General features: G+C 42.6%; 18 protein-coding genes and 1 pseudogene. 7 read left to right on the forward strand and 12 right to left on the reverse strand.

The window, feature by feature from the left end; genetic code table 11:
- Positions 1 to 76: 76 nt before the first annotated feature.
- Together UJ203_RS11995 and blaOXA are read left to right on the forward strand one after the other, a co-directional pair.
- Entirely contained in the window at positions 77 to 487 is a 411-nt protein-coding gene (locus tag UJ203_RS11995; RefSeq protein WP_059292379.1) for a YwpF-like family protein, read from the forward strand.
- A gap of 53 nt (positions 488 to 540) precedes the next feature.
- On the forward strand, positions 541 to 1,344 hold the full coding sequence (blaOXA, locus tag UJ203_RS12000; RefSeq protein WP_322011046.1) for a class D beta-lactamase: 804 nt from the start codon (positions 541 to 543) through the stop codon (positions 1,342 to 1,344).
- 100 nt (positions 1,345 to 1,444) lie between these two features.
- Here blaOXA and UJ203_RS12005 read toward each other — a convergent pair whose 3' ends face one another.
- The 3 genes from UJ203_RS12005 to UJ203_RS12015 all read right to left on the reverse strand — a co-directional run bounded on the left by UJ203_RS12005 (position 1,445) and on the right by UJ203_RS12015 (position 9,592).
- On the reverse strand, positions 1,445 to 2,104 hold the full coding sequence (locus tag UJ203_RS12005) for a class A sortase (RefSeq protein WP_322011048.1): 660 nt from the start codon (positions 2,102 to 2,104) through the stop codon (positions 1,445 to 1,447).
- A gap of 93 nt (positions 2,105 to 2,197) precedes the next feature.
- On the reverse strand, positions 2,198 to 8,179 hold the full coding sequence (locus UJ203_RS12010; RefSeq protein WP_322011050.1) for a SpaA isopeptide-forming pilin-related protein: 5,982 nt from the start codon (positions 8,177 to 8,179) through the stop codon (positions 2,198 to 2,200).
- A 336-nt stretch (positions 8,180 to 8,515) separates the two neighbouring features.
- Positions 8,516 to 9,592, reverse strand: coding sequence for a response regulator (locus UJ203_RS12015; protein WP_322011051.1), 1,077 nt, complete (start codon positions 9,590 to 9,592; stop codon positions 8,516 to 8,518).
- 802 nt (positions 9,593 to 10,394) lie between these two features.
- Between UJ203_RS12015 and UJ203_RS12020 the strand changes: the two are divergent.
- Positions 10,395 to 11,657: pseudogene (locus tag UJ203_RS12020) on the forward strand (ATP-binding protein); the annotation flags it as partial.
- A gap of 228 nt (positions 11,658 to 11,885) precedes the next feature.
- Complete coding sequence (locus tag UJ203_RS12025; RefSeq protein ID WP_322011458.1) at positions 11,886 to 12,866, forward strand: histidine kinase; 981 nt, start codon at positions 11,886 to 11,888, stop codon at positions 12,864 to 12,866.
- 56 nt (positions 12,867 to 12,922) lie between these two features.
- Here the strand turns inward: UJ203_RS12025 and mscL are convergent, their stop codons facing one another.
- Together mscL and fabZ are read right to left on the reverse strand one after the other, a co-directional pair.
- On the reverse strand, positions 12,923 to 13,315 hold the full coding sequence (gene mscL, locus UJ203_RS12030) for a large conductance mechanosensitive channel protein MscL (protein ID WP_105954080.1): 393 nt from the start codon (positions 13,313 to 13,315) through the stop codon (positions 12,923 to 12,925).
- A gap of 71 nt (positions 13,316 to 13,386) precedes the next feature.
- A complete protein-coding gene (gene fabZ / locus UJ203_RS12035) occupies positions 13,387 to 13,812 on the reverse strand; it encodes a 3-hydroxyacyl-ACP dehydratase FabZ (protein ID WP_105954081.1) in 426 nt (141 codons plus the stop codon).
- 193 nt (positions 13,813 to 14,005) lie between these two features.
- On the opposite strand from fabZ, the gene UJ203_RS12040 reads away from it, so the two are divergent.
- The gene (locus UJ203_RS12040) at positions 14,006 to 15,070 is read left to right on the forward strand and encodes a tetratricopeptide repeat protein (protein ID WP_322011055.1); all 1,065 of its coding nucleotides are present in this window, start codon (positions 14,006 to 14,008) and stop codon (positions 15,068 to 15,070) included.
- Positions 15,071 to 15,091: 21 nt separating this feature from the next.
- Here the strand turns inward: UJ203_RS12040 and UJ203_RS12045 are convergent, their stop codons facing one another.
- The 5 genes from UJ203_RS12045 to UJ203_RS12065 all read right to left on the reverse strand — a co-directional run bounded on the left by UJ203_RS12045 (position 15,092) and on the right by UJ203_RS12065 (position 18,492).
- Positions 15,092 to 15,901: a flagellar hook-basal body protein gene (locus tag UJ203_RS12045; RefSeq protein ID WP_322011057.1), complete on the reverse strand. Its 810-nt coding sequence runs from the start codon at positions 15,899 to 15,901 to the stop codon at positions 15,092 to 15,094.
- 32 nt (positions 15,902 to 15,933) lie between these two features.
- Positions 15,934 to 16,746 carry a flagellar hook-basal body protein gene (locus tag UJ203_RS12050; RefSeq protein WP_105990828.1) on the reverse strand — a complete coding sequence of 271 codons (813 nt, stop codon included), beginning with the start codon at positions 16,744 to 16,746 and terminating at the stop codon, positions 15,934 to 15,936.
- A gap of 159 nt (positions 16,747 to 16,905) precedes the next feature.
- Positions 16,906 to 17,907, reverse strand: coding sequence for a cell shape-determining protein Mbl (mbl, locus tag UJ203_RS12055; RefSeq protein ID WP_014115458.1), 1,002 nt, complete (start codon positions 17,905 to 17,907; stop codon positions 16,906 to 16,908).
- A 178-nt stretch (positions 17,908 to 18,085) separates the two neighbouring features.
- Complete coding sequence (gene spoIIID / locus UJ203_RS12060) at positions 18,086 to 18,367, reverse strand: sporulation transcriptional regulator SpoIIID (RefSeq protein ID WP_010332180.1); 282 nt, start codon at positions 18,365 to 18,367, stop codon at positions 18,086 to 18,088.
- A gap of 14 nt (positions 18,368 to 18,381) precedes the next feature.
- Complete coding sequence (locus UJ203_RS12065; protein ID WP_082687840.1) at positions 18,382 to 18,492, reverse strand: protein usd; 111 nt, start codon at positions 18,490 to 18,492, stop codon at positions 18,382 to 18,384.
- 224 nt (positions 18,493 to 18,716) lie between these two features.
- On the opposite strand from UJ203_RS12065, the gene UJ203_RS12070 reads away from it, so the two are divergent.
- Positions 18,717 to 19,130, forward strand: coding sequence for a MarR family winged helix-turn-helix transcriptional regulator (locus UJ203_RS12070; RefSeq protein WP_044159667.1), 414 nt, complete (start codon positions 18,717 to 18,719; stop codon positions 19,128 to 19,130).
- 20 nt (positions 19,131 to 19,150) lie between these two features.
- A complete protein-coding gene (locus tag UJ203_RS12075; RefSeq protein WP_044159669.1) occupies positions 19,151 to 20,347 on the forward strand; it encodes an MFS transporter in 1,197 nt (398 codons plus the stop codon).
- Positions 20,348 to 20,438: 91 nt separating this feature from the next.
- Here UJ203_RS12075 and UJ203_RS12080 read toward each other — a convergent pair whose 3' ends face one another.
- Together UJ203_RS12080 and pucI are read right to left on the reverse strand one after the other, a co-directional pair.
- Positions 20,439 to 21,848 carry a right-handed parallel beta-helix repeat-containing protein gene (locus tag UJ203_RS12080; RefSeq protein ID WP_322011064.1) on the reverse strand — a complete coding sequence of 470 codons (1,410 nt, stop codon included), beginning with the start codon at positions 21,846 to 21,848 and terminating at the stop codon, positions 20,439 to 20,441.
- Between the two features lie 95 nt (positions 21,849 to 21,943).
- Positions 21,944 to 23,416 (reverse strand): allantoin permease, encoded by a 1,473-nt coding sequence (pucI, locus tag UJ203_RS12085; RefSeq protein WP_095712834.1) that lies wholly within the window; start codon positions 23,414 to 23,416, stop codon positions 21,944 to 21,946.
- Positions 23,417 to 23,587: the final 171 nt, after the last annotated feature.

A 23,587-nucleotide genomic window follows, 5' to 3' on the forward strand; every position in this document is an offset into this window, starting at 1 on the left:
GCGTTTTCACGGAAAAATGAATATGTGTTATAATTCATTTTAAGAATTCTTTGTAAGTAAATGGGGTGAGATAAAAATGAAAACCTTTAAACTGGTTGACCTGAACGTGGAACGAGTGGACAAGGAAGAAAAGTCAATTGAACAGTTTCCCCTTATTGACGGACTGATTATCAATAAAGAAGACGGCGAAAATCACTGGCTGATTGAAGCGCTTGTTCCGAAGGAGCACTTGTCTTTTTTTGACCAGCTTCAAAAAAAACAAGCTGAAGTCAAAGTGTTTGTGACGATTACGAAAAAAAGCAACCGCCCCGCCCAGCTGACTGCAGCTGTGAAGAATATTGCTGAACTGGAAGAAAGCATCTCGGTTTTAATTTACGGACAAATGGTGACAAGAAAACAGCAAGGCACTGAAACCATTCTGGAATCTCTTGTAAAAGAGGGCTATACAGGAGCGAAACTGATCGAGGCGTTTAAGCAGAAGATATAAAAGAGAGTGGAAATCATCCCCTCTCTTATTTTACATTTACTGAGGTGACACGTATGAATAAGCGAAAAATTCAAGCGGTTGTTTTATCACTTATCGGCGCAGCTGTCCTTTTGACATCAAGTTTGCAAACACCTAGAGAAGCTGTTGCTGCCGGGAAGAGTCCCAATCTAAAGAAAATGAATGTCGATGAGTTTTTCACTGATCACGACGGAACTTTTATCTTACGTGATCTGAAAAACGAAAAAACATTCGTCTACGGCGATCAACGCGCGACACAAAGATTTGCGCCGCAATCGACTTTTAAAGTCCCAAACGCGCTCATTGGATTACAAACAGGCGCCGTTAAAGATGAATATGACATCAAATACTGGGACGGTGTAAAACGTGAGCTCGATGTATGGAATCAGGATCACACGCTAGGATCTGCCATGAGATACTCTGTTGTTTGGTATTATCAAGCGATGGCACGAGACATCGGAGAAGAGCGAATGAAGGAATGGATTGATAAAATAGCGTACGGCAATCAAGATATCAGCGGCGGTATTGACCAATTTTGGCTGAGCAGCACGCTTAAGATTTCTCCTCTGGAACAAACGGACTTTATGGAAGCCTTATACAAAGAAAAACTGCCATTTGATAAAAGCGTTATGAAGACGGTGAAGCGGATGATGATTCAGGAAGATGAGGATCATTATACCCTTTATGGAAAAACCGGTTCAGGCTCAGGCATCGGCTGGTATGCAGGCTTTGTCAAAACCGAAAACGGAGTGTATAGTTTCGTGACGAACATTGACGGTACCGGCACAGAAGCGAAAAGCATGACAATGGACATTTTGAAAAAATATGTTCTGCATTAGAAAAAAGACTGCCTTTTCATAAGGCAGTCTTTTTTTATTCTCCTGTAATCAAAAGAATAATTTGAAGCGGTTTTGGAAAATTGCTCATACACACACATCATCACATTCCGCTAATCGATTTGTCATTTGTATGACCGACAGTCTCAATCAAATTTCCTTTCACTGCGAGACGCCCTTCGGTTTCCACAGCTTTGTCGCATGTGATTAATGTAATTTCCTTTTCTTTTGTATCCTGAATCACATCTGCATCTATTTCAGAAATCATTTTTATTGATGTCACAGAGTAAATATAATCTTTTTTGAAATCTGTGATCACAATTTTGGCGCCTTTTTTTATGTTGGCCAGTGGTCCGAATAAAAGGTTCTTCTGCTTCAGGTGATGGCCTGCCAATGGATAGTTTCCCTCGCCCATTTTCTGATCCGGGCGCATTGTTGCCGCTCCGATCAACAGGTTTTCATTGGTGGTGCCTTTTAATATGGGGAGCTCCAGATCCACACTTTCAATGGTGATCCTGCCGATTATTGTCTTCGGATCCCGATCGAAGCCCGCCTTTATAGCTTCCGATAGCGTGGGCGGCTGTATGGAATCGAAATCAAATTCTGCTTCTTCCTCATTATTTTCTTGCAGCTGCTTCACAGTCAATTCCGACTCATACTGGTTTTTGCTAAGGTAAGCGATGAGACTTCCTTTTATGAAAGGAGAAAAGATAAGCAGCAGGCCGGAAAGAATAAACACCGCAATGATTATCTTTTTATACATGCAGTCCATTCCTTTCTTATGCGTCATGCTATGAGGGATGATCTGTTTAAAAAAGCACCTGATCGAATCTTCAATGATCAGGTGCCATCACATTTATGCCTTTCTTTGTTTCTTTCTTGAGACATGTGCCAAAGTTCCGCCTGCTAAGAGCAGAAGAATGCCGATCATAACCGGCACCGTACTGTCTGTATCACCGGTTTTTGGAAGAGAATTGTCTGTTTTTGTGTGACCAGCTGTATCATCGGCTTTTGGATGTGAATTGTCTGTTTTCACATGACCATCTGTACCATCGGTTTTTGGATGCTGTCCATCTCCCTTCACATTTTTATCCGGTGTATCATTGCTCGGCGTTGGCGTTTTTAATTTTTGATTAGAGGCGATAACCTCAACAGGTTTTGACTGTCCTTTTTCAATGGTGAATCCAATTGGTGTGTCATCCAGTTTATAGCCATCGGGCGCCTTCGTTTCGATAAGCTGGTAGCGCCCCGGCGCAAGGCCTTTAATAGTGAATTGTCCATTTTGATTTGTTTTCCATAATTTGGAGATTCCTTTGCCGTTACCATCAGTTGTTACAGGCTTGCCGTTGGCGTCCAATAACTTGAATTCAGCACCCTCTAAAACGGCTTTTTTATCGTCTTGATCCACTTTTGTCAGTTTCACGTCGCCTGGTGTCAGTATATTCTCTGCGGTGATTTCGACTGGCTTTGTTTCAGTATTGGTGATCTTGAACGGTATTGGCGTTTTATCCAAACTGTAATTCACTGGCGCTTTTGTTTCGACAAACTGATACTTGCCTGCTTTAAGACCGTGTACGGTAATCTGTCCCTTGTCATCAGTTGTCAGGCCGGATTTCAGAACTTTGCCGTTGGCATCAGTCAGATTAAACTCCGCTCCTTGAAGAACTTTCTCTTTATCATGTTGATCCACTTTTGTGAGAACGACACGGTTCTCGGTGTTGACAGCTGTTACTTCAACTTGTTCTGGTTGGCCGCCATGTTCAGCCTGAATCGTGAACGGCACCGGGCTTTCGGATAGGAGATAGCCGTCTGGCGCCTGTTTTTCAACAAATTGATAACTTCCCGGAGCCAAACCTGCAACCTCAATTTTACCGCCTTCTTTTGAGACAAGGTCAGCTTTTACTGTGTTTCCGTTGTGATCAACAATTTTGAAAACTGCACCCGCTAATCCTTTTTCGTCTTGATCTACTTTCGTCAGTTGAACGGAGCCTTTATAGTTAACGGCTATCCCGGCATCTGCTGATTCCGGCTTTCCTTCTGCTGATTCGGAGATGGTGAACTCTTTTCTCTCCGTGTTCAGTACATAACCCTCAGGCGCTTTCGTTTCAACAAAAGCGTAACGTCCCGGTGCGAGGCCTGAAGCTATGATCTTTCCGTCTTTATCCGAGGTCAGCTCTTCTTGAACCGTATGGCCCTCGTCATCGACAATCTTGAAAACGGCCCCTTCAAGTTTCTGCCCTTTTGCATCTTCCTTCATCAGCTGAACGGAGCCTTTATCGTTAACGGCTATCCCGGCATCTGCTGATTCCGGCTTTCCTTCTGTTGATTCAGAGATGGTGAACTCTTTTCTCTCCGTGTTCAGTACATAACCCTCAGGCGCTTTCGTTTCGGCAAAAGCGTAACGTCCCGGTGCGAGGCCTGAAGCTATGATCTTTCCGTCTTTATCCGAGGTCAGCTCTTCTTGAACCGTATGGCCCTCGTCATCGACAATCTTGAAAACGGCTCCTTCAAGTTTCTGCCCTTCGGCATTCTCCTTCACCAGCTGAGCGGAGCCTTTATAGTTAACGGCTATCCCGGCATCTGCTGATTCCGGCTTTCCTACTGCTGATTCAGAAATGATAAATTCTCGTTTCTCGGTGTTTAATACATATCCGTTCGGGGCTTTCGTTTCGACAAAGGCGTATCGTCCCGGCGCAAGGCCTGATGCCTCTACTTTTCCGTCTTTATTCGAAGTCAGCTCTTCTTGAACTGTACGGCCTTCGTCATCGATAATCTTGAAGACGGCTCCTTCAAGTTTCTGTCCTGCGGCATCTTTCTTCGCTAAATAGGCCCTTCCTTGATAATTGACCATTTCTCCCAATTCTACGTCAGACACTTGATTCTTATCATTCTTTGCGATTGAGAAATGAATCGCCTTCGTATTCACGATAAAGCCAGCAGGGGCTTTCGTTTCTGTCAGGCGGTAATAGCCCGCCGGCAAACCATTCATTTCGATTTTTCCGTTTTTATCGCTTTTGATATCCGTTTCTATCAAAGTATAGGTGCCGTTGCCCACCTTTTTCTCCAGCTTGAAAACAGCACCAGCTAAAGGATTTTTTTGTTCGTCTTTTTTGATAAGCGTCACCTTGTTCTGTTGATTTACGACTTTGTACAGCGCTCCTGTCTTGGATGAGTTGCTGTCTATCTTAACAGAGACTCCTTTTGCATAAGCATCGCCGATGGTATATCCGTCAGGCGCTTTTACTTCTTTTAATACGTAAGAGCCGTAGCGAATATTTCCGAATGTAAGCTTACCATCGGCACCTGTTGTGCCATTGCGCAGGAGCTGCTTGGCGTCTTCAGACCATAACTGAAACTCTGCTCCTCCAAGAGCTTTATCGTCCTCTCCTGTCTTTAAAATCGTCAGGCTTCCTTTTTCTCCAGATCCGGAACCGTCGCCGCTTGAAATGGCAACAAAGATCGAGCTGCTGGTTTCTTGGGTCTGCTCTTTCACATTTGTCCCAGAAATGGACACCTTATTTTTAACGTGCCCGTTCGTGCCGGCTATGTTAATCAGAGACCGGTATTTGATCACATAGGCACGGTCAATTTGCTTATAGCTGCCTATGAATTGCAGGACAAACGATTGTTCACCTGTTGTATTGTCGGTTTTGATGTCTACCGTGTAGTCTTTGTCTTTTTGGAGCTCGACATCGCCCGCGGTCAGATTTCCGCTGCTGTCTTTGACCACACCGTTTTCATCATATTTTGCTTGATATACTTTAAAAGAATCTGCATCTAGTATTTGATTATCATCTGGCGTGTCAGTAACTTTCACGTCATCCAGCGTTGATTGGCTGGAGTTGACGTTGATATTCCAATCAATGTAGCTGCCATTTTGTTTGCCGCCTTTGAAAACCAGGTTTCCTCCGTTCGCAACTGAAACAGAACCCGTCAACGTGCGGTCTGCATAACCGTCATTATAGTATGTTGCCTTGTTTGTGTACTGGTTCTGATCAATGACCTGCCCCTTGAGAGATGTCTTAAACTCAATCAGATATGGTACAGAATCGCCTGTTTTAAGGTGTACCGTCAGAGTGCGTTCATTTTTCTCTGAAGGCTCTTCGACATCATACTTGGAAGGGTCAAGCGCGTCTCCTTCTGTGATGGAGCCGTTTTTATTGATCGTATAGCTCTTTACCACAACGGAACCCGGCACAAATTGCTGAGGATCTGTTATGGCATCTTTTATATAAGGGTTTTTCATCGGCTCGCCATTATAATTGACGCCGATTTTCCACGTGATTTCCTTTGAAACTGCGTTGTATGAACCGTTTTTGAAACCATTATTTGAAGTCTGATGATTCGGCGTAAAACCGCTTGATACCTTATTCGTGCGCTCATTGCCGTTTTGATCAGTCCATGTCGACTGAGCTGTATTCTTAACACTTTCGTTAGAATAATCGGCATTGAAAGTTGTCGTATAAATGATCTTAAACTGACTGTCTGTTTTTTTATAATCCCCGATCAATGCCAAAGTAAAGCCTTTATGATCCGGTTTCTTTGTGAAATTGTAGTCTTTGCCTTCCTGCAATGTTTTGTTATTGGTTGTGTCTTGAATCTTGAATGACCCGTCAATTAATGCCAGACCGCCGCTGTCGAATTGATCATCTAAAGTCCAATTGTTCATTGTATAGCGGTTTTTATTAACTGTGATCGTCCAATCAACCGTCTTCTTCTCATAATCAACGTTTGAATATCCTTTGATGAGATTCTGCTGAATGGCTATGCCAGAAGCTTCTTTTGAATCCCCTGTTCCGGTCACCACGCTATTGGTGTACGTTGTCGATTTATCAATGATGACTCCGCTGTTGACCTTTGTTTGATATGTGATTTTGTAAGCGCTGGTAACGGTTTTATTAAATTTGATTTCAAATCCGCTTCCATTATCGGTCAGCGTGTAGTCCTCGCCTTCCTTTAAAGGCGTTCCCGCTTGCTCGCTCCCGTTCTGTCCAAAGGTAATAGGAATAACCTTCAAAGAATCTTTTACGAGGTGCAAATCGCCAGTTCCAAAAGAATCCTTAATGCTGGCCTTGGATTGATCGATCTGTTTCTCACCGTAGTTGTATGAAAGAGCCCAGCTGAATGTTTGAGATTCTCCATCATATCCTGTTGATGATTTCGCGATCATTTTTCCATATTTGGCTGCAACAGTGGCTTCGGCAGAGATGGGTTCCAGGTCATCTCCGCTGAATGCTGCCTTGTTCGTCAGCGTTAGATTTCCACCTTCACTCGGCTTCGCACTATTATCAATGTCAGTTTCATATACAAGGCGGTAGGCTGAATCGATTGTCCCGTCAAATGTGACATTTCCTTTTGAATCAACGCTGTAACCGGAAGAAACTTCATTTCCTTTGCTGACAGACCCATCAATGTTCACATTGAGTTCATACACTTTAACTGAACGGTAGATTAAGCCCTCTGGAAGGCATTCCGTGAGTTTGGCATTTTTGACTTGATCCAACTTTTTATTGACATCGACCGTCCATGTTACTTTACCGGGGTTGATGCCTTTATCCAGTGCACCTGATTTGTCAATGGTTTTACTCACATTTGGTTTAAAATAAACTGTTGTTTCAGGAGTATCGGAACTCACAGGGAATGGAATCTTTTGTGTTGTCGAACCCGTTATTTTTTTCTCGTTGAACTGTGTATTGATAACCAATGTGCCTTTGACATTAGAACTTTCTTTTACCTCGCCGTTAAATGTCATCACCACATGTCCGTTCGTATCAATAGAAAATGTCCCGTAGGTGGTGTCTCCGGCGCTTAACGGCAGGTTCAAAATGTCATTATGCATAATAAATTCTTTAGGCAAATCAAATTCATATTTATCGCCGGCATTGATTGTTTTTCCCAAATCATCAGGAATGGCCCAATCAATTGAAATTTTCACCGGAGAATTCGTATCGGCGCGATTGCCCTTGTCATATGGCTTTCCGTTTTCATCCGTCAATGTCACGCCGGTTAAAATATGTTGCGTGATTTGTTTTTCTTCAGTTTGCAAGCTTTTGAAAGCTGATTGACTTGAGGATGACACGTTTTTTGAATCATCGCTCTTAGGAGAATCACTGCTCTTAGAGTCTGCCGATGGTTTTGGTTCCTCTTCTTTTTGATCCTTGCTGACTGAAGGTGCAGATTTGTCATCTGTCCCTTTCTGATCACCCGCAGTATCAGAAGAGTCGTTTTTTGGCTCTTCCGCCTCGTTATCTGATGTCTCATCTTTCTTGACAGGGATGATTACCTGCTGGGTTTTGTCCCCCCCTAGCTGAAAAAGGGCTGTTGCTGTATCTTCATCGTCTTTCACATCTGCGGTAAACGCGGCTGACAGTGTAATGGTTCCCTTGGCATCAGGAGAATCCGCGGTTGCACTTTTTAATTTCACCGTCAGAGTGCTGCTGCCCGCTGGCACTTGATAGCTGCCGATGACCTGATCAGCAGATTTGATCTCACCTTCTGCACCTTTATCAAATGTAAAGCTTTTAGGTATCTCCACATTGATGTCCTGTTCGCTTACTGCTTCTTTATCATGTTTTAATGACCATTCATATGTCAGTGTCACTTCATCCCCCGGCTTTAATGCCGGTTCGTTTCCTTTTGACCCGTCAACAATCTGCTGATTGCTGTCTTTTACCGTCACTGAATCGAAGAATTGGCTGTCGCTTGACGATACGCCCACAGCCTCCGCTGTAAGAGTATAGCTGGCAATCTGGCTGAAAAAGAATAAGATGGCCAGACTGATGATCATAACGATCCGCCCGCTTTTTTTCAGCCCTGAGGGAAAGCTCCTCTTTCTCAACTTTTCATTCCTCCCTTTTCATATCTATTTTTCACTTGCCGATTGATCCGCGAGACCATAACTCATGTCTCATCCCAAAAAATAACTGTTCATGCCGAATGAGTGTAACAACTAAGATTTGCCATCCGAACCAAACTACATTGTATGAAATGAAACTATACAAATTCTGTACAACTAAAACATCATGTATGATTCAAGTGAATGTGAGATTTGAAGTTTCAAGCGGAGACATATGGAGAGGGACTGCCCTGAGGATGACATGTACAAAAAGCGTATCCAGCCAGTGTGCATTGATAGGGCACACTGGCTGGATACGCTTTTTGTTATGAACATTTTTTAATTAATCTGATCCTTTATTTGTTTGTAGCGCTGATATTCTTTTATCGCCTCTTCTATTTTCCCGTTTTTGTTAAATAGCTTCAGCTTAAATTGCATAATGTTATGATCGAAAGGCTCAATTTTCTCGGCCTGCAGGCAGATGTCCATCGCTTGATGATCGTTCCTTTCACGAATGAGATAATCGATCAGTTCATAAGCCTTTCCAAGCCAAAGCTGGGCAAGACGCGCTTTTTCCGGTTCTGCCCACAGATAGCCGTGCTCCATCAGGTAATGATTTTGATAGGACATGAACATATCCATGTGCAGATGTAATGTAGATGTATTTAGCGAGGGCGCCTCTTTTAGTGACTGTTCCCATTCCACAACATCGATTTTTGCGCCTGAGAGCCGTAGAATATATCCTGTTTCGGTCTTCTCGATTGTTTGGCTGAAAGGGATTTGGCTGATTACTTTCCGTATCTGATATATGGTAGAGTAGAGTTGGGTGCTTGCTTTTGTGACATCATAATGAGGCCAAAACAGATCGATTAATGAGTCTTTACTGACTACACGCCCTTGGTTATGAAGTAAAAAGGTGTATATTTCGCGTGCTTTAGATGTTCTCCACTTGACGGAAATGTTTGTTTTGACACCTTTTAAAATCTGATGAAACTGCAGGTTTCCAAAACATTGGATCAAATAATGCGCCTCGTTATTTTCTACAGATGCTTTAAGCATGTTATTCGTTTTGATTCGCTCAACAGTTGTTTCGAGCCGCTTGTAAATAACAGGCTTTAGCAAATAATCGATAGCATTAATCTCAAACGCCTTAATAGCAAACTCATTATAGGCCGTGATAAAAACGACTTGGATGTTCTCATTCAATGATTGAATCGCTTCAGCAAGTTCAATGCCATTTACCCCCGGCATTTCAATATCAAGAAACACCGCATCTACAGCAGCAACCTCAGGTGACTCCAGAGCTTCAATCGGATCTTGATACGCCATAATCGATTGAAAGGCGTTTGTCCGTTCAAGCAAATTTTTAAAGTGAAGCAATGCCAGGTGCTCATCATCAACAATTAACGCTTTCACAAAACATCCCCCCCTATATGTAGAATCAAGATATTAGTAAATAACTTCTATTATATCATGCCAAATAGCCCCTTTAATTGGATTCTTTTTCTTTCTATTGTAGCTTTTGAAAGTTTGCATTTACAATATTTATAAAAAATAGGAATGTAGAATGATCCTATTATAAAGGAGCATTGATATGAAAGAAAAATTCATTTTCATTTCGATTATTTTCGGTTATGCCGCTTTTTTTATGGCTTTTATAGCGATTGATCATTTTACTGGATCAACACTTCCTGAAGCAAAGCATGGGGTCATGAACTTGGAGAACTGGGATTTTCAGAAGGATGGGAATATACAGCTGAACGGAAAGTGGACATTATATCCAAATCAGATTTTATCGCCAAAAGAGATTGCTTCAGCAAAAGGAAAAGATCCCCTCTTCGTTGATGTCCCCAGTAATGTGAAGCTGGCCAAGCAAGGTATCAACGTGGATTACGGAACGTACAAGCTGACGATCAGATCAAAGCTAGACAATCAGGTATTCGGGATCAGCACGTCGTTTATTTACAGTGCAAATCGCATCTATTTTAATGGACAAACCATAGGGCAAAGCGGCAGCCCCTCAAATAAGCCTGATTTTACAGCACAAAACAGACCGTATACGAGCTTTTTTTCGCTTCACAAGGGTGATAATGAACTTGTCGTACAGTTTTCGAACTTCGGAAAAACGCCGGGGTGGGGAATCGCAAAGCCGATTACCTTTGGAATCCAGGACCAAATAGTGCGTGAAAATAAAATTTCCTTTCTTAATGATACGGTCATGATTACGGCTTTTTTCATTACCGGATTATATTTTCTGGGCTTTTACCTGCAAAGAAAAAAGGATAAACATTTGCTGTTTTTTTCTGTTATGTGCCTTCTGTTTTCATTCATTATTCTGATGATCGGAAAAGAGCGGATTATATTCCTCCTCTTTCCGTCCATTTCATTTTCATTGTTAAATTCAATGAGGGCAATCTCAACTGTGTTTGTCAGTATAGCGGTCTTTCTCTATCTCTATTTTGCTTACAGAGAGATTGTGTCAAAACGTTTTATTCTCATAGCCACTGTTTCTTGCGGGCTGGTCTTGATCATAGATTTTTTAACCGTTGGGTTTATCGGCCACTCCTCATACATATTACATTCTGTGTTAGCCGTTTCGACCCTGGTTTATATCACATATATTTTTACGATCGCAGCGATCCGCAAAATGGAAGGAAGCCTGTATCTGACAATCGCTTCTATATCAATGAGTGCTTTTGTCATTTTAACGACCATCTCCGCTTACACAGGAAAAACGGCTTTTTCTTTTAATTCGATCTACTCATTGCCGACAGTCATTGCGTTGCTGGCGATTGTTCTTCTAATGGCACAGCAGTTTGCCGGTGCATTCCGCGAAAATGAAGTGCTGTCGTGGAAATTACTCAGGGTTGACCGGCTGAAGGATGAGTTTATAGCGAAGACATCGCATGAATTTAAAACACCGCTGAACAGCATTATTAATATATGCCAAACGTTGCTGGCCGGGAAAGGGAAAAGAACGATAGAAGAAGAGAAAGAAAACATGCAGCTTGTTATCCGCATGGGTTATAGGCTGTCCAATCTGGTAAATGACATCCTGGATTTAGAAAAAATAAAGCAAGGCATGCTTCAGATTCACCCGGTTCCTGTTGATATTTATACTTTAGTTTGTTCGGAAATGAATTTCTACAATCTCTTATCAAGACATAAAAACTTAAATATTAAGAATGTTATTCCAGATGATCTTCCTTTAGTGCTCACAGATGAAAACCGTTTTCGTCAAATATTGACCAATTTAGTAGACAATGCAATCAAGTATACAGCGGAGGGTCAAATCACACTTTCTGCTTCAAAGCTGAACGATAACATGATCAAGGTGACAGTTACCGATACCGGAAGCGGCATTTCCAAAGCCGATCGCCAAACCATTTTTGAGTCTTTTCAGCAAGCAGAAACGAATAAAGACGACGGAGCCGGTCTTGGCCTTAGTATTGTCAAACAGCTGGTCCAGCTCCAAAACGGAGACATTTGGGTTGAATCAGAAGAGGGAAAAGGTTCGGCGTTCCATTTCACATTGCCCATTGTCCATCATGAATCTGTGCCCGAAACCAAAACAAGTCTTCCAGAATTACAGTCCGGGCTAGAGATGTCAGGTATCTCTTTAAGCACGCCCTATTACTCTGAGAAAATTGACGCTCCAACCATTCTGATTGTGGATGATAACATTGACAGTTTAAAAATTTTAAGCGATATGCTTGAAGGTGTCCCCTACAATGTAATTGCTGCAAAAAACGGAACGGAAGCATTAGAAGTGGTTTCTTGCACGAAGCTTGATTTGGTGATTCTGGACTTGATGATGCCGGATATGACTGGTTTCGAAGTCTGTACGAGAATTCGTGAACGATTCAGTATGGTCGATCTTCCGGTTCTCATCATTACAGCAGCCATTATCGGCCATGACAAATACAAGGCTTTTCATTCCGGAGCGAATGACATTTTGCAAAAACCTTATCATTACTCTGAATTTATGGCGCGTATCAAAAACCTGATTATGATGAAGCATACAGCAAATCAAGCCACAAGAATGGAGATGGCTTTTCTCCAGTCGCAAATTAAGCCTCATTTTCTTTACAATGTATTAAACACAATTATTTCGCTCAGTCATTTGGATATTGAAAAAGCGCGAGAGATAACAGCTGAATTTACCAACTATTTAAGAATGAGTTTTGATTTCCAAAATACATCAGCCATCAGTTCATTCAGAAACGAGCTTTCTATTATCAATTCCTATCTCTCCATAGAAAAGACGCGCTTCGGCAATCGGCTGGACATTCTTTTCGATATAGACAAAGACATTGACTTCATCCTTCCGCCTTTAATGATTCAGCCATTGGTGGAGAATGCAGTTCATCATGGCGTCAGCAAGAAAAGAGGCGGTGGATGGGTCAAGCTGACAGTTAAAAAACAAAGCGGGAATGAGTATTACATTAGAGTAGAGGACAACGGCGTCGGTATGCCTCCGGAACAACGAGAAGATCTCCTATCCTCCGATTTCGATCGCAGCGTCGGATTAAAAAATATCAACCAGCGGCTGAAACATTTTTGCGGAAGTGAATTGAAGATCAAAAGCACCCCGGATATCGGCACCTCTGTTTCGATGCTTATTCATCTTGCTGAAACAATAGAAAGCCACGAAACATTAAACGAAGTGAAGGGTCCAGAACTGACCTGAAAGAGAACTCTCCCTTTCCAAACAAAAAGACCGCCGTTTTAAACGGCAGTCTTTTTTTATTCCGGCGATTTTATTTGCTGCTTCAGCAGGTCTCTGATTTCTTTCAGCAGCTCTTCTTGCGCATCCGCCGCTTCCGCCTCAGCCTCTTCTTCCGCTTCTTTCTTGCGCTTCAACTGATTCAAAGTCCGAATCACAATAAAAATAGAGAACGATATGATTAAGAAATTTACAATGGTTTGAATGAAGCTGCCGTATTTGACGACCGCATCACCGAATGTAAAGGACAGCCCCGAAAAATCAAGCCCGCCCAGAAGCAAGCCAACTAAAGGCATAATGATATCATTAACGAGCGATGTGACGATCTTACCGAACGCTCCTCCTATTACAACACCAATTGCAAGGTCAACAATGTTCCCGCGCATGGCAAAAGTCTTAAACTCTTTCCACATACAATCACCTGCTTTTTTTGTTTTGAAAGAAAAAAAGACAAATGTGCCGCTGCCCATCTGTCTCTTTTCACTTACTCGCCGAGGGCAAAAGTCAGTTCAACTTCGCAAACCACTTCGCCGTCAACTTGAGCCACGCCTTTTCCGCGCCCGATTGTACCGCGCGCACGTGTGATTTCAACCTCAAGGTGAAGCTGGTCACCAGGTTTCACTTGTTTTTTAAACCGGCAATTGTCAATGCCGGCAAAGAAAGCCAATCTGCCGCGGTTTTCTTCTTTAATCAGCATCGCAACAGCCCCGACTTGAGCAAGCGCTTCTACAATTAATACGCCGGGCATTACCGGATACTGTGGAAAATGTCCGTTAAAGAACTCTTCATTAGCAGTTACATTTTTATAGCCTTTCGCCCGTTTGCCCTCTTCAACTTCCGTAATCCGATCTACGAGCAAAAACGGATAGCGGTGAGGAATAATTTCTTTAATTTGCTGAGTATCAAGCATTCTCTTGACATCTCCTTCATCTGCGTTAGTATGTATAGCAATCATGTATGATCTAATCTGTACATTTGAAAAGTATATTATGAATTAACCTCTTTTTCAACCGGCGCCCAAAGTGTAACCAACTGTCAATGAGAGCCGTCAAAAGTTGTGATATGATAATTATAGATTTTACCATTAGCAAAGAGGTAGGAAAATGATTTCGAAGTTTATTGAAAAAAGAATTCAAAAAATGTTAGACGAGTGGTATACCGCCATTGGCAAACGTAAAATGGATGACGCAGCAGCACTTAAAGAGAAAATCGACCAGCACCTTCCGAAACTGAAAAAGAACACAAAACTTTGGATGCGTTATCAAATGTTCTTCGCACGCCACCAGCTCCTTTTTGAAAACCAGGACGGGATGGATTCATTATTCGATGAGTTATATGAACAGGAAGACAAAATGGATGATGAATTGAAATATTATCTGCATTTTTTCTCAGGGTTATATGAAATGGTCAAAACCGCTCCGAAGCATGCGGTGAATGGTTTTAAAAAAGCTGAGCAGTACCTGCACGCGATTCAAAACGCATTTGAAGCCGCTGACTTTTATTATCAAACCGCCGGCGCCTATTACTTGATGAAATCACCGCCGCTTTCCATCCAATATGTTGAAAAAGCATTAAATATCTACTTGCATCAATTCGGCTATGTCAAAAAGGTGATCAGCTGCAAACTGCTCCTCGCTGTAAACTATATTGATCAAGAGCGCTATGATGAGGCTGAACAGCTTTTCAAAGAAATCATCAGGAAAACCCAGCAGGTAAATGACGATAATCTGCTGTGCCACGCTTATTATAATTTGGGCTTTTTAAAAGCAACCGAAAAGAAGGACCATGAAGCGCTTCTCTACTTTAAAAAGGTATTGAAGAATCATGAATTTGAAACCAATTCTCCAGTATCCTATCTGCACTGCGTGTATGAATCCGTCAGAGCTCTTTTTAAAACAGAAAAGATCTCAGAAGGAAAAGCGGTTTTGCAAAAAGGGAAAGAATTATCTGAAAAGGTAAACATTCAAACAATTCAATTGAAACTAAAAACACTTGAAGCGCTCTACACGTCTGCTGAAGATCCTTATGATACCTTGCTTGAATATGTGCTTGAATTAGAAAAAATCGAAGCTTGGGTGGATTTAGAGGTGCTTTTGGAGGACATCACGGAATACTACAAAAAAAAGGACGATTTCGAAAAAGCCGCCTTTTTTATTATGCGCGGCTGATTGAAAACGCCCATCTTTCTATTATCTGACAGAATTAATCAAACCAAGCATCTGATCACCCATTGTGATCGTTCTGCTGTTCAGCTGATAAGAACGCTGAGACGCAATCAAATCTGTCATTTGCTTAGAAATATCCACATTTGACATCTCAAGTGCACCCTGCTCCATGCCGATGTTTTGTCTGTTTGCGCCATTCAGCTCTTCAAAGGCTGCCGCATTATCAATGGAGAAAAGATTATTTCCTTCGGATTTCAGCTCTTGAGGATTGTTCACTTGGACAACCCCGAGATTAAACCGCTGCACCGTATTCCTGTTAGATGCGGTTAAGGTCCCGTTTTCATTGATCGTGATTTTTTTCATTGAGCTGTCTATGTTTACTGTATTGCCGTTTTCATCAAGCACGGGATGACCGTTGCCTGTCACGAGCTGAAGCTGGTTGGCATTATCAGCGGAAGGCGATAAATAAAGCGCTCCGTCCCTTGTATATTGGCGATTGCCATTCACGTTAACCTGGAGGTATTGGTAAGGAGACGTAAAAGCGATATCCAGATCGCGCTCCGTCTTCTTAATGCTTCCTTGATCGGATACGAGACGTGAATTCATCATCGCTCCGACGCCAAGGCGCAAGCCGGGCGGCGTTTTTCGGGATTGTGCCACTTCTTCATTTTTTTCATCAACCTGATCGAATTGCTGTCTGACGAGCTCAGAGAAATTCGTATCCTTAGCCTTATAGCCGGTTGTGTTGCTGTTGGAAAGGTTGCTGCTGATTGTGTCAATCTGCTGCTGCAGCTGGTTTAAGGTTGTTGATGCCGTTAGCATTGACCTGAGCATAGTTGATGTCCCCCGTTTTTTCTTCCGTTATCTTATATTTTTCCGATTTCATTGGCTGCTTTGTCCATACTTTTGTCATACGCTTGAATGACCTTCTGGTTTGCTTCAAACGATCTGTACGCTTCAGTCATTTCTGTATAGGCGCTCGTTACATCAACATTCGAAAGCTCGGAAACGCCTTGTTTTAATGAATAGGATACTTGGTTATTGCCAGCCGCACTCGGCAGGTCATTTCCGTCAGCCGTGCTGTACAAATCATTGCCATCTTTTTTCAGATTTCTGACGTCCTCTGCCATTCTGACATCAATCTGTCCGGCTGTCCGTCCGTTCGCAGTAACAGTACCGTTTTCAGACACAGTGAAATTTTCATTATCCACCGTAATCGGCTGTCCTGTCGTTGATAAAATGGTATTTCCGTTGATTGTCAGCTGATTGTTCTCATTTAAAGAAAACGTGCTGCTTTTGGAATAACGGACACCATTCGCCGTTTGAACCGGATAAAAAAGGGCCGCATTTTCATTTGTTTCTGCATTTACCGGAACTTGATGTTCAATCAATGTGATGTCTGTAGGCTGATCCGTTGACTTAAGGCTTCCCTGTGTGAAAAGAGGCTTAAGCTCCTGCATATATACACCGGTATTAACGGAACCGATTTCTGTTTTCGATGTGCCGGCCGGAGATTTTGCTTCAATTCTGCTGAGAAGCATCTCAGGGAACGCACGCATCGAGCCTTGTTCTGCTTTATATCCGGATGTATTTGCGTTTGCGATATTATTTGAAAGCATTTCCGTTCTGCGCTGCTGGGCAATCATTGCGGATGTTGCGGTATATAATCCTTTTAACAAGTTTTCCACCTCTAAAATGGCATTTTTTCCAGTTGTCATGTAGGAACATTCGTTCTATAATACAAATAAGTATTTTATCCTATTATCGGCATTTCTCATCAATTCGTGAAGAGTTTTCATAAAAAAACCCCATTCTTTTTCAGAATGAGGTTTGAGTGATCAGCTTAGTTTGCGTTTAGGAAGCTTGTCCATATTATCAAGCATAACACCTGTGCCGACAGCCACACAATCCATTGGATTTTCAGCGACAAGCACCGGAACCTTCAGCTCTTCAGCGAGCAGCTGGTCGAGGCCGTTTAAGAGCGCGCCTCCGCCGGTAATGATAACGCCGCGGTCAATGATATCAGCGGACAGTTCAGGCGGTGTTCTTTCAAGCACTTGTTTCGCTGCCTGCACAATAACAGCTACAGATTCACGAAGGGCTTCTTCTACTTCTTTGCTGTTTACTGTAATTGTTCTTGGAAGACCGGAAACCATGTCCCGTCCGCGAATGGAAATTTCTTCTTGACGTGCGTCTGGGAAAACTGTTGCGACTTTAATCTTAATATCTTCCGCAGTACGTTCGCCGATCAGCAGCTTGTACTCGCGTTTGATGTAATTTAAGATTTCCATGTCAAACTTGTCCCCAGCCATTTTAATAGAAGAGGAGGTGACAATATCGCCCATTGAGATGACTGCGATATCCGTCGTCCCGCCTCCGATGTCTACAACCATGTTACCGCTCGGCTGGAATATTTCCATACCCGCGCCAATAGCGGCAACTTTCGGTTCTTCTTCAAGGTACACATGTTTACCGCCGCTTTTTTCAGCAGCTTCTTTGATTGCTTTTTGCTCAACTGATGTAATATTCGTCGGGCAGCAAATAAGCATGCGCGGTTTTGAGAACAGGCCTTTTACGTTCAGCTTGTTAATAAAATGTTTCAGCATTGCTTCTGTTACTTCAAAGTCAGCAATAACTCCGTCTTTCAGCGGGCGAATCGCAACAATATTCCCAGGTGTACGTCCAACCATTCGTCTTGCCTCTTCGCCAACCGCCAGCACTTTGCCGCTGTTTTTATCAAGTGCAACTACGGAAGGTTCATTCAGAACAATTCCTTTACCTTTAACATGGATCAGTACATTTGCAGTACCGAGGTCAATACCAATATCCCTTGCAAACATCTATTTATATCCTCCTTGAAAATCTGTTTCACAGTAAATATCCACATTGTGCCCTAATTATATATATTATCATAAAATATAGAAAAAAAGTTGGAAGCACATTAAGTTCTTTACAAATTTTTGCGGATGATCTACAAACGATTTCCGGAAGACAATGCAGTTGATTTTTCCTAAGTGATTATGGCTGGCGAACGGGCTCTCCTTCAAGAATTTCATCCTTTTTATACTTGAGTTTTGTTGCTTCTCCTCCTCTTAAATGCCTGATGGATTTATGATAATCGAGTATTTCTTTCACTTCGTTTGCCAAGTCAGGATTGATTTCAGGCAGACGCTCTGTTAAATCCTTGTGTACTGTACTTTTGGAAACACCAAATTCCTTCGCAATGACACGAACGGTTTTCTTTGTCTCCACGATGTACTTTCCTATCTTGATTGTTCGCTCTTTGATGTAATCGTGCACACCACTCGACCTCCCTAAAATGGATGTGAGAAGTGTGAAATGAGATCCGTATTCTGTAAAGAGTCATTCATTATGCAGCTTCTTTGTTGTATGGTTTTAAAAGTAAGTTTGTGAAATATGCCCACGATCCCTCACCTCAAACACTCTCTTTGTTAGGTTTGTAACAGTGTATTAGCATTCTTGTGGGAATATGCTAAAAACTCAATAAGGACAAGGGGCGAAACGAACTTTTCGACTTCGGCTAATTATTTCGCGTCACTAAATTTATATCTTTACATCCTTTCATCGCTCCTGTAAAATGAAAAAAGCAATTAGTTACTTAGGTAAGTTTTTTTAGAAGGAGACCGAAATGACCTACGTCAACAGACACCTCATTCATCAAATCAACCAAAGCGCCCGCCTGATTGCCAAAAAAGCCAATGAACAGCTGGAGCCATTCGGCCTTTACTCATCTCAATGGTCAATTTTATATTGTTTGCGTACGATCGGACCAATGACTCAAAAGGAGATTTGGTCCTATTTAAATGTGGAAGCGCCAACGGTGACCCGGACGATCAAACGCCTTGAAGAAAACGGCTGGGTACAGAGACGGCAAGGTGAAGACAAACGGGAAAAACTCGTTGTCCTCACAAAAGAAGCAGAGAAAAAATATGAAGAAATCAATGTGAAAATGCTTAAATTTGAGGAAGAACTGCTTGCAGATTTCCGTGATGAAGATAAAGAAGCGTTTTCTCATTTATTTCGTTTGTTTTTACAACAATGAAATAAGGAAGTGACATACATTTGAAAAAGTCTGAACCGATTTGGACCAAAGATTTTATTATGGTCGTTCTCGTGAACTTGTTTGTTTTTGTGTTCTTTTATACATTTTTGACTGTTCTGCCTATCTATATGATGCAGGAGCTGGGAGGTACTGAATCTCAGGGAGGGCTGTTGATCAGTCTGTTCCTGTTATCCGCCATTTTCACACGTCCTTTTTCAGGAGCTATTATAGAACGGTTTGGGAAAAAGAGAATGGCGATTGTATCGATGGCGATTTTTGCCCTTTCGTCTTTTCTTTACCTGCCAATTCATAACTTCTATCTGCTGCTTGGATTGCGGTTCTTCCAAGGAATCTGGTTCAGTATTTTAACCACTGTAACCGGCGCGATCGCAGCTGATATCATTCCAGTTAAACGCCGCGGCGAAGGGCTTGGATACTTTGCCATGTCTATGAACCTCGCAATGGCTATCGGTCCGTTTCTCGGATTGAGCCTGGTGAAAATTGTGCCTTTCTCTGTCTTCTTTACAATTTTTGCGGTGTTTATGATTGTCGGGCTGTTTGTTACATTACTCATTAAAGTGCCAAACAGCATCAGCAGCGGAACGACTGTATTCCGCTTCTCTCTGTCGGATATGTTTGAAAAAGGCGCGCTTAAGATTGCGATTGTAGGGTTGTTTATATCATTCTGTTATTCAACAGTTACCGCATTTTTGTCCGTTTTTGCTAAGTCTATTGATCTATTAAATGTCAGCGGCTACTTCTTTGTATGCTTTGCCGTTACGATGATGGTCGCGCGTCCGTTTACAGGCAAACTGTTCGACAAAGTCGGACCGGGGATTGTGATTTACCCTTCAATCCTGATTTTCTCTGTCGGACTTTGCATGCTTGCCTTTACGCACAGCAGCTGGATGCTGCTATTATCCGGAGCGGTGATCGGACTCGGATACGGCTCAATCGTGCCGTGCATGCAAACGCTGGCGATACAAAATTCACCGGCACACCGTTCAGGATTTGCGACAGCGACGTTCTTTACGTTCTTTGACAGCGGAATTGCCGCTGGATCGTATGTGTTCGGATTATTCGTTGCTTCCGCAGGCTTCTCATCTATTTACTTAACAGCGGGTCTATTCGTTCTGATTTCTCTTCTCCTCTATGCATGGAGCCAGAAAAAAACGGCTGTAGCCGAACCTGAAGGAAAAGTGTCGATTGCAGAATAGCTTGTCAGACTGCCGGAGTTTGCCGGCAGTTTTTTTTGCATAAAAAAAAACGGCATTCTGCTCCGTTGAACGGAATAGAATGCCGCTTTTTTCATGATTCAATAATCGGACGGGCAGGTGAATCCGGATCTAATGTAAAATCAAAAGACTCTTCGTCACGATACATCGGATCTGCATAAATAGAACCGACATCATTTTTCGCTGCTTTTTGATAAGACGAAAATGAGTCGTATTCAGTCTTTTTCCACATCCATAAGCCGTCCTTACCTGCTTCCTTATGGTAAACGTTATGATTGACTGTATTTCCTTCATTGGTTTTAAATTCGTTGGCAATAAACAGCCTTGAATCACTTGCCGTCATGATGTTCTTTTCTATTACGTTGTTTTTTGTATCGTGCTGCAGCAATAGCTGTCCGCCATACAGCTCTTTTGTATCGTTGCGGAAAATAATGTTGTGAGCAATCACAGAACCGGTGGTGCCGCCACGCTCTTTGTCATATCCGCCGATTGAAATACCCGTGTACGCATTCTGGTACACTTTGTTGTCGGTAATGTTTATATCCTCAGCATATTTTCCTTTGTGCTCAGAGGTTGCTTCAATACCGATATCGTTTCTGTAAACCGTGTTTTTCCTTATGTCAATATTGCGTCCTCCGTCGACATATATTCCGCCCGCTGAGTACTCATCTCCATAAGCGGGATTTCCGAAAGTTGAATGATGATAGACAGTATTGTTTTCTACGACACCGTTTCGAACATAATCGTTTTGATCTGCCGTTCCTTCATGTCCGATAAGATCGATGCCAATATTGTTATTATCACGGACCAGATTGCCTGCAATCGTAAAGCCGTCAATGTTTCCGTTCAGCACAACCGCTTCACTCGCTCCGAGTGTCAGCTTTTCAACGGTATTATCCGTAATCTTAATGTCTTTCATGCTTCCCGTCCCATAAACTGCAATTCCGTGGGCATTGCCCTCATCCGCCGTTGTTTTGATATTCCGAACATGATTATCCTTAATCGTGATATGGCTGCTGGATCCAGTCACATAAATTCCCATGGCGGTTGCTTCTTCAGATGAAACAGAGAGATTCTCAATCGTTAAACCGCTGATTGTGATGTAATGTTTATTGTCTATGCGGATTAACGGCGTTTCATATTCTGCGCTCGTCATCGTTTTCCCGGTAATGACCGCTTTCTCGTCCTGATAGTTTCGAAACGTGATAGGCTTTCCGTCCGCGCCGCTATGCTTCACATCAAGCGGTTCATCATACGTGCCTTCCCGGATGATTACGGTTGTTCCGGCAACAGCTTCCTTAGCGGCATGCGCCAGTGTACGAAATGGCTTTGTTTTCGTCCCTTCATTTTGATCATTGCCGTCAGGAGAAACATATAAGCAGTTCACTGAGTCTTGTTCATTTGCTGCCGTCTTATCATAGGTTAAAGCGATAATAACAGCAGTTAAAACGGCTGCCGCAGAAATAAAAAATGATATTTTCATATTGGATTCTCATTTCTATTTAGAATGGATTTTCTTATATCATTATAAGTTATCCATTTATGGAAAACCATCTCAAATTTCACCTGCATAAGTTCTTATTCAGCTCGACGCACCTGCCCAGAATCATACTTTCCAATAGCCGATGATATCGGCGGGTGAATCCGCATCAGAGCAATATAGACAAGAAATGATGTCAGCACACCTACAAACCATGAGATGTCATATAAGCCTTTTAATGCGGGGACATACATTCCGATTAATGAGATCAGTGCGCCTAAAAGCGTGGCTGCGAATGCCCGGTAGTTATACCCTTTAAAATACACATACCGTCCGGTTTCGGAATAAAGGTCATCAACCGAAAGCTCCCGCTTGCGAATAATAAAGTAATCAGCCATCATGACGCCCGCCACCGGACCGAGCATGCCGCCGATTAAACCGAGAAACGCATAAACGCTGGTTGCGCTCTCCATGAGCTTCCACGGAACCGTAAATAAAGCGAGCAGGGCTGTAATAAAGCTGCCTCGTTTAAAATTAATATATTTCGGCAAAGCATTCGCAATATCATAAGCCGGAGAGACGATGTTTGCTGCGACATTAACTGATATGGTGGCAATACAGAGTGTAATCACAGATAATACGATGACATAAGGATTATCAAACCTCGCTAAAATATCAACCACGTCCCAAATCGGCTCGCCGAAAGCAACCTGCGAACCGGAGGTCACCGTAATACTGGCAAACGCAAATAATGCGAAGGTTCCAGGCAAGCCGTAAAACTGGCCTTTAATCTGCTCTTTTTGCGTTTCAGCAAACCGTGTAAAATCAGGTATGTTTAAAATTAACGTCGCCCAAATGCCGATAATGCCGGTGACTCCGGCAGCAAACGGCCAAAATGTTTCTGAAAACGTATGAAATTTTCCAGGCTGCGAATAGATCGGCCCGAGTCCTCCGGCTATATCGACCGCCCACCATACCATTCCGCCAAACACCACATATACTAAAGGACCTGCCCATACCTCGAAACGCTTAATCGATTCCATGCCGTGATGCAATACGAGTAAATGCACAGCCCAAAAGAATACGAAAGAGAGGAAACCAGACAAGTGGATACCCAGAATATTCCACTCCCCGCCAATCTCTCCCCAGCCGGGCCACATATTTAACAGCAAAATGTTCAGCGCCGTGCTTCCGGCAAAGGTTTGAATGCCAAGCCACATAATGGCCGTAAAAGCCCTCAGAAGCGCCGGAATGTTTGCGCCGTAAATTCCATATGAAGCCCGGATAATCACAGGAAACGGCAGCCCGTATTTTGTCCCTGCATGCCCGTTTAAGGCGAGTGCGCCAAACAAAATAAGCGAGGCCGTAATAATGATCGCCATCACCTGCCACGGTGAAAGCCCGATTGCAATTAATCCGCCCACTGTCGCGTAGGTCGGTATATTATGTATGCACCCCATCCAAATCGAGGCAAAGTTCATTGCTTTCCAAGTGCGTTTTTCCTGCCCCAAAGGCAGCAGATCCTCATTGCTCAGCCTGTTTGATTGCTGCTGACTCTCTTTTAACTCCATAGCCGGCTCCCCTTTCAGCATTGTCTATCTTCCGTTATATGTATTGTTTCCTAACATCATATGTTACGTAATATAACTGAAAAGTCAGACAAATACATTGGCTATGGTACACAATCCTTTTATTCATTTTTGAGCATTCTAAACAAGAAAAAGAGACAGACTCGCATATCT

The organism is Bacillus sp. V26 (genome assembly GCF_034296245.1).
GTDB lineage: Bacteria > Bacillota > Bacilli > Bacillales > Bacillaceae > Bacillus > Bacillus halotolerans.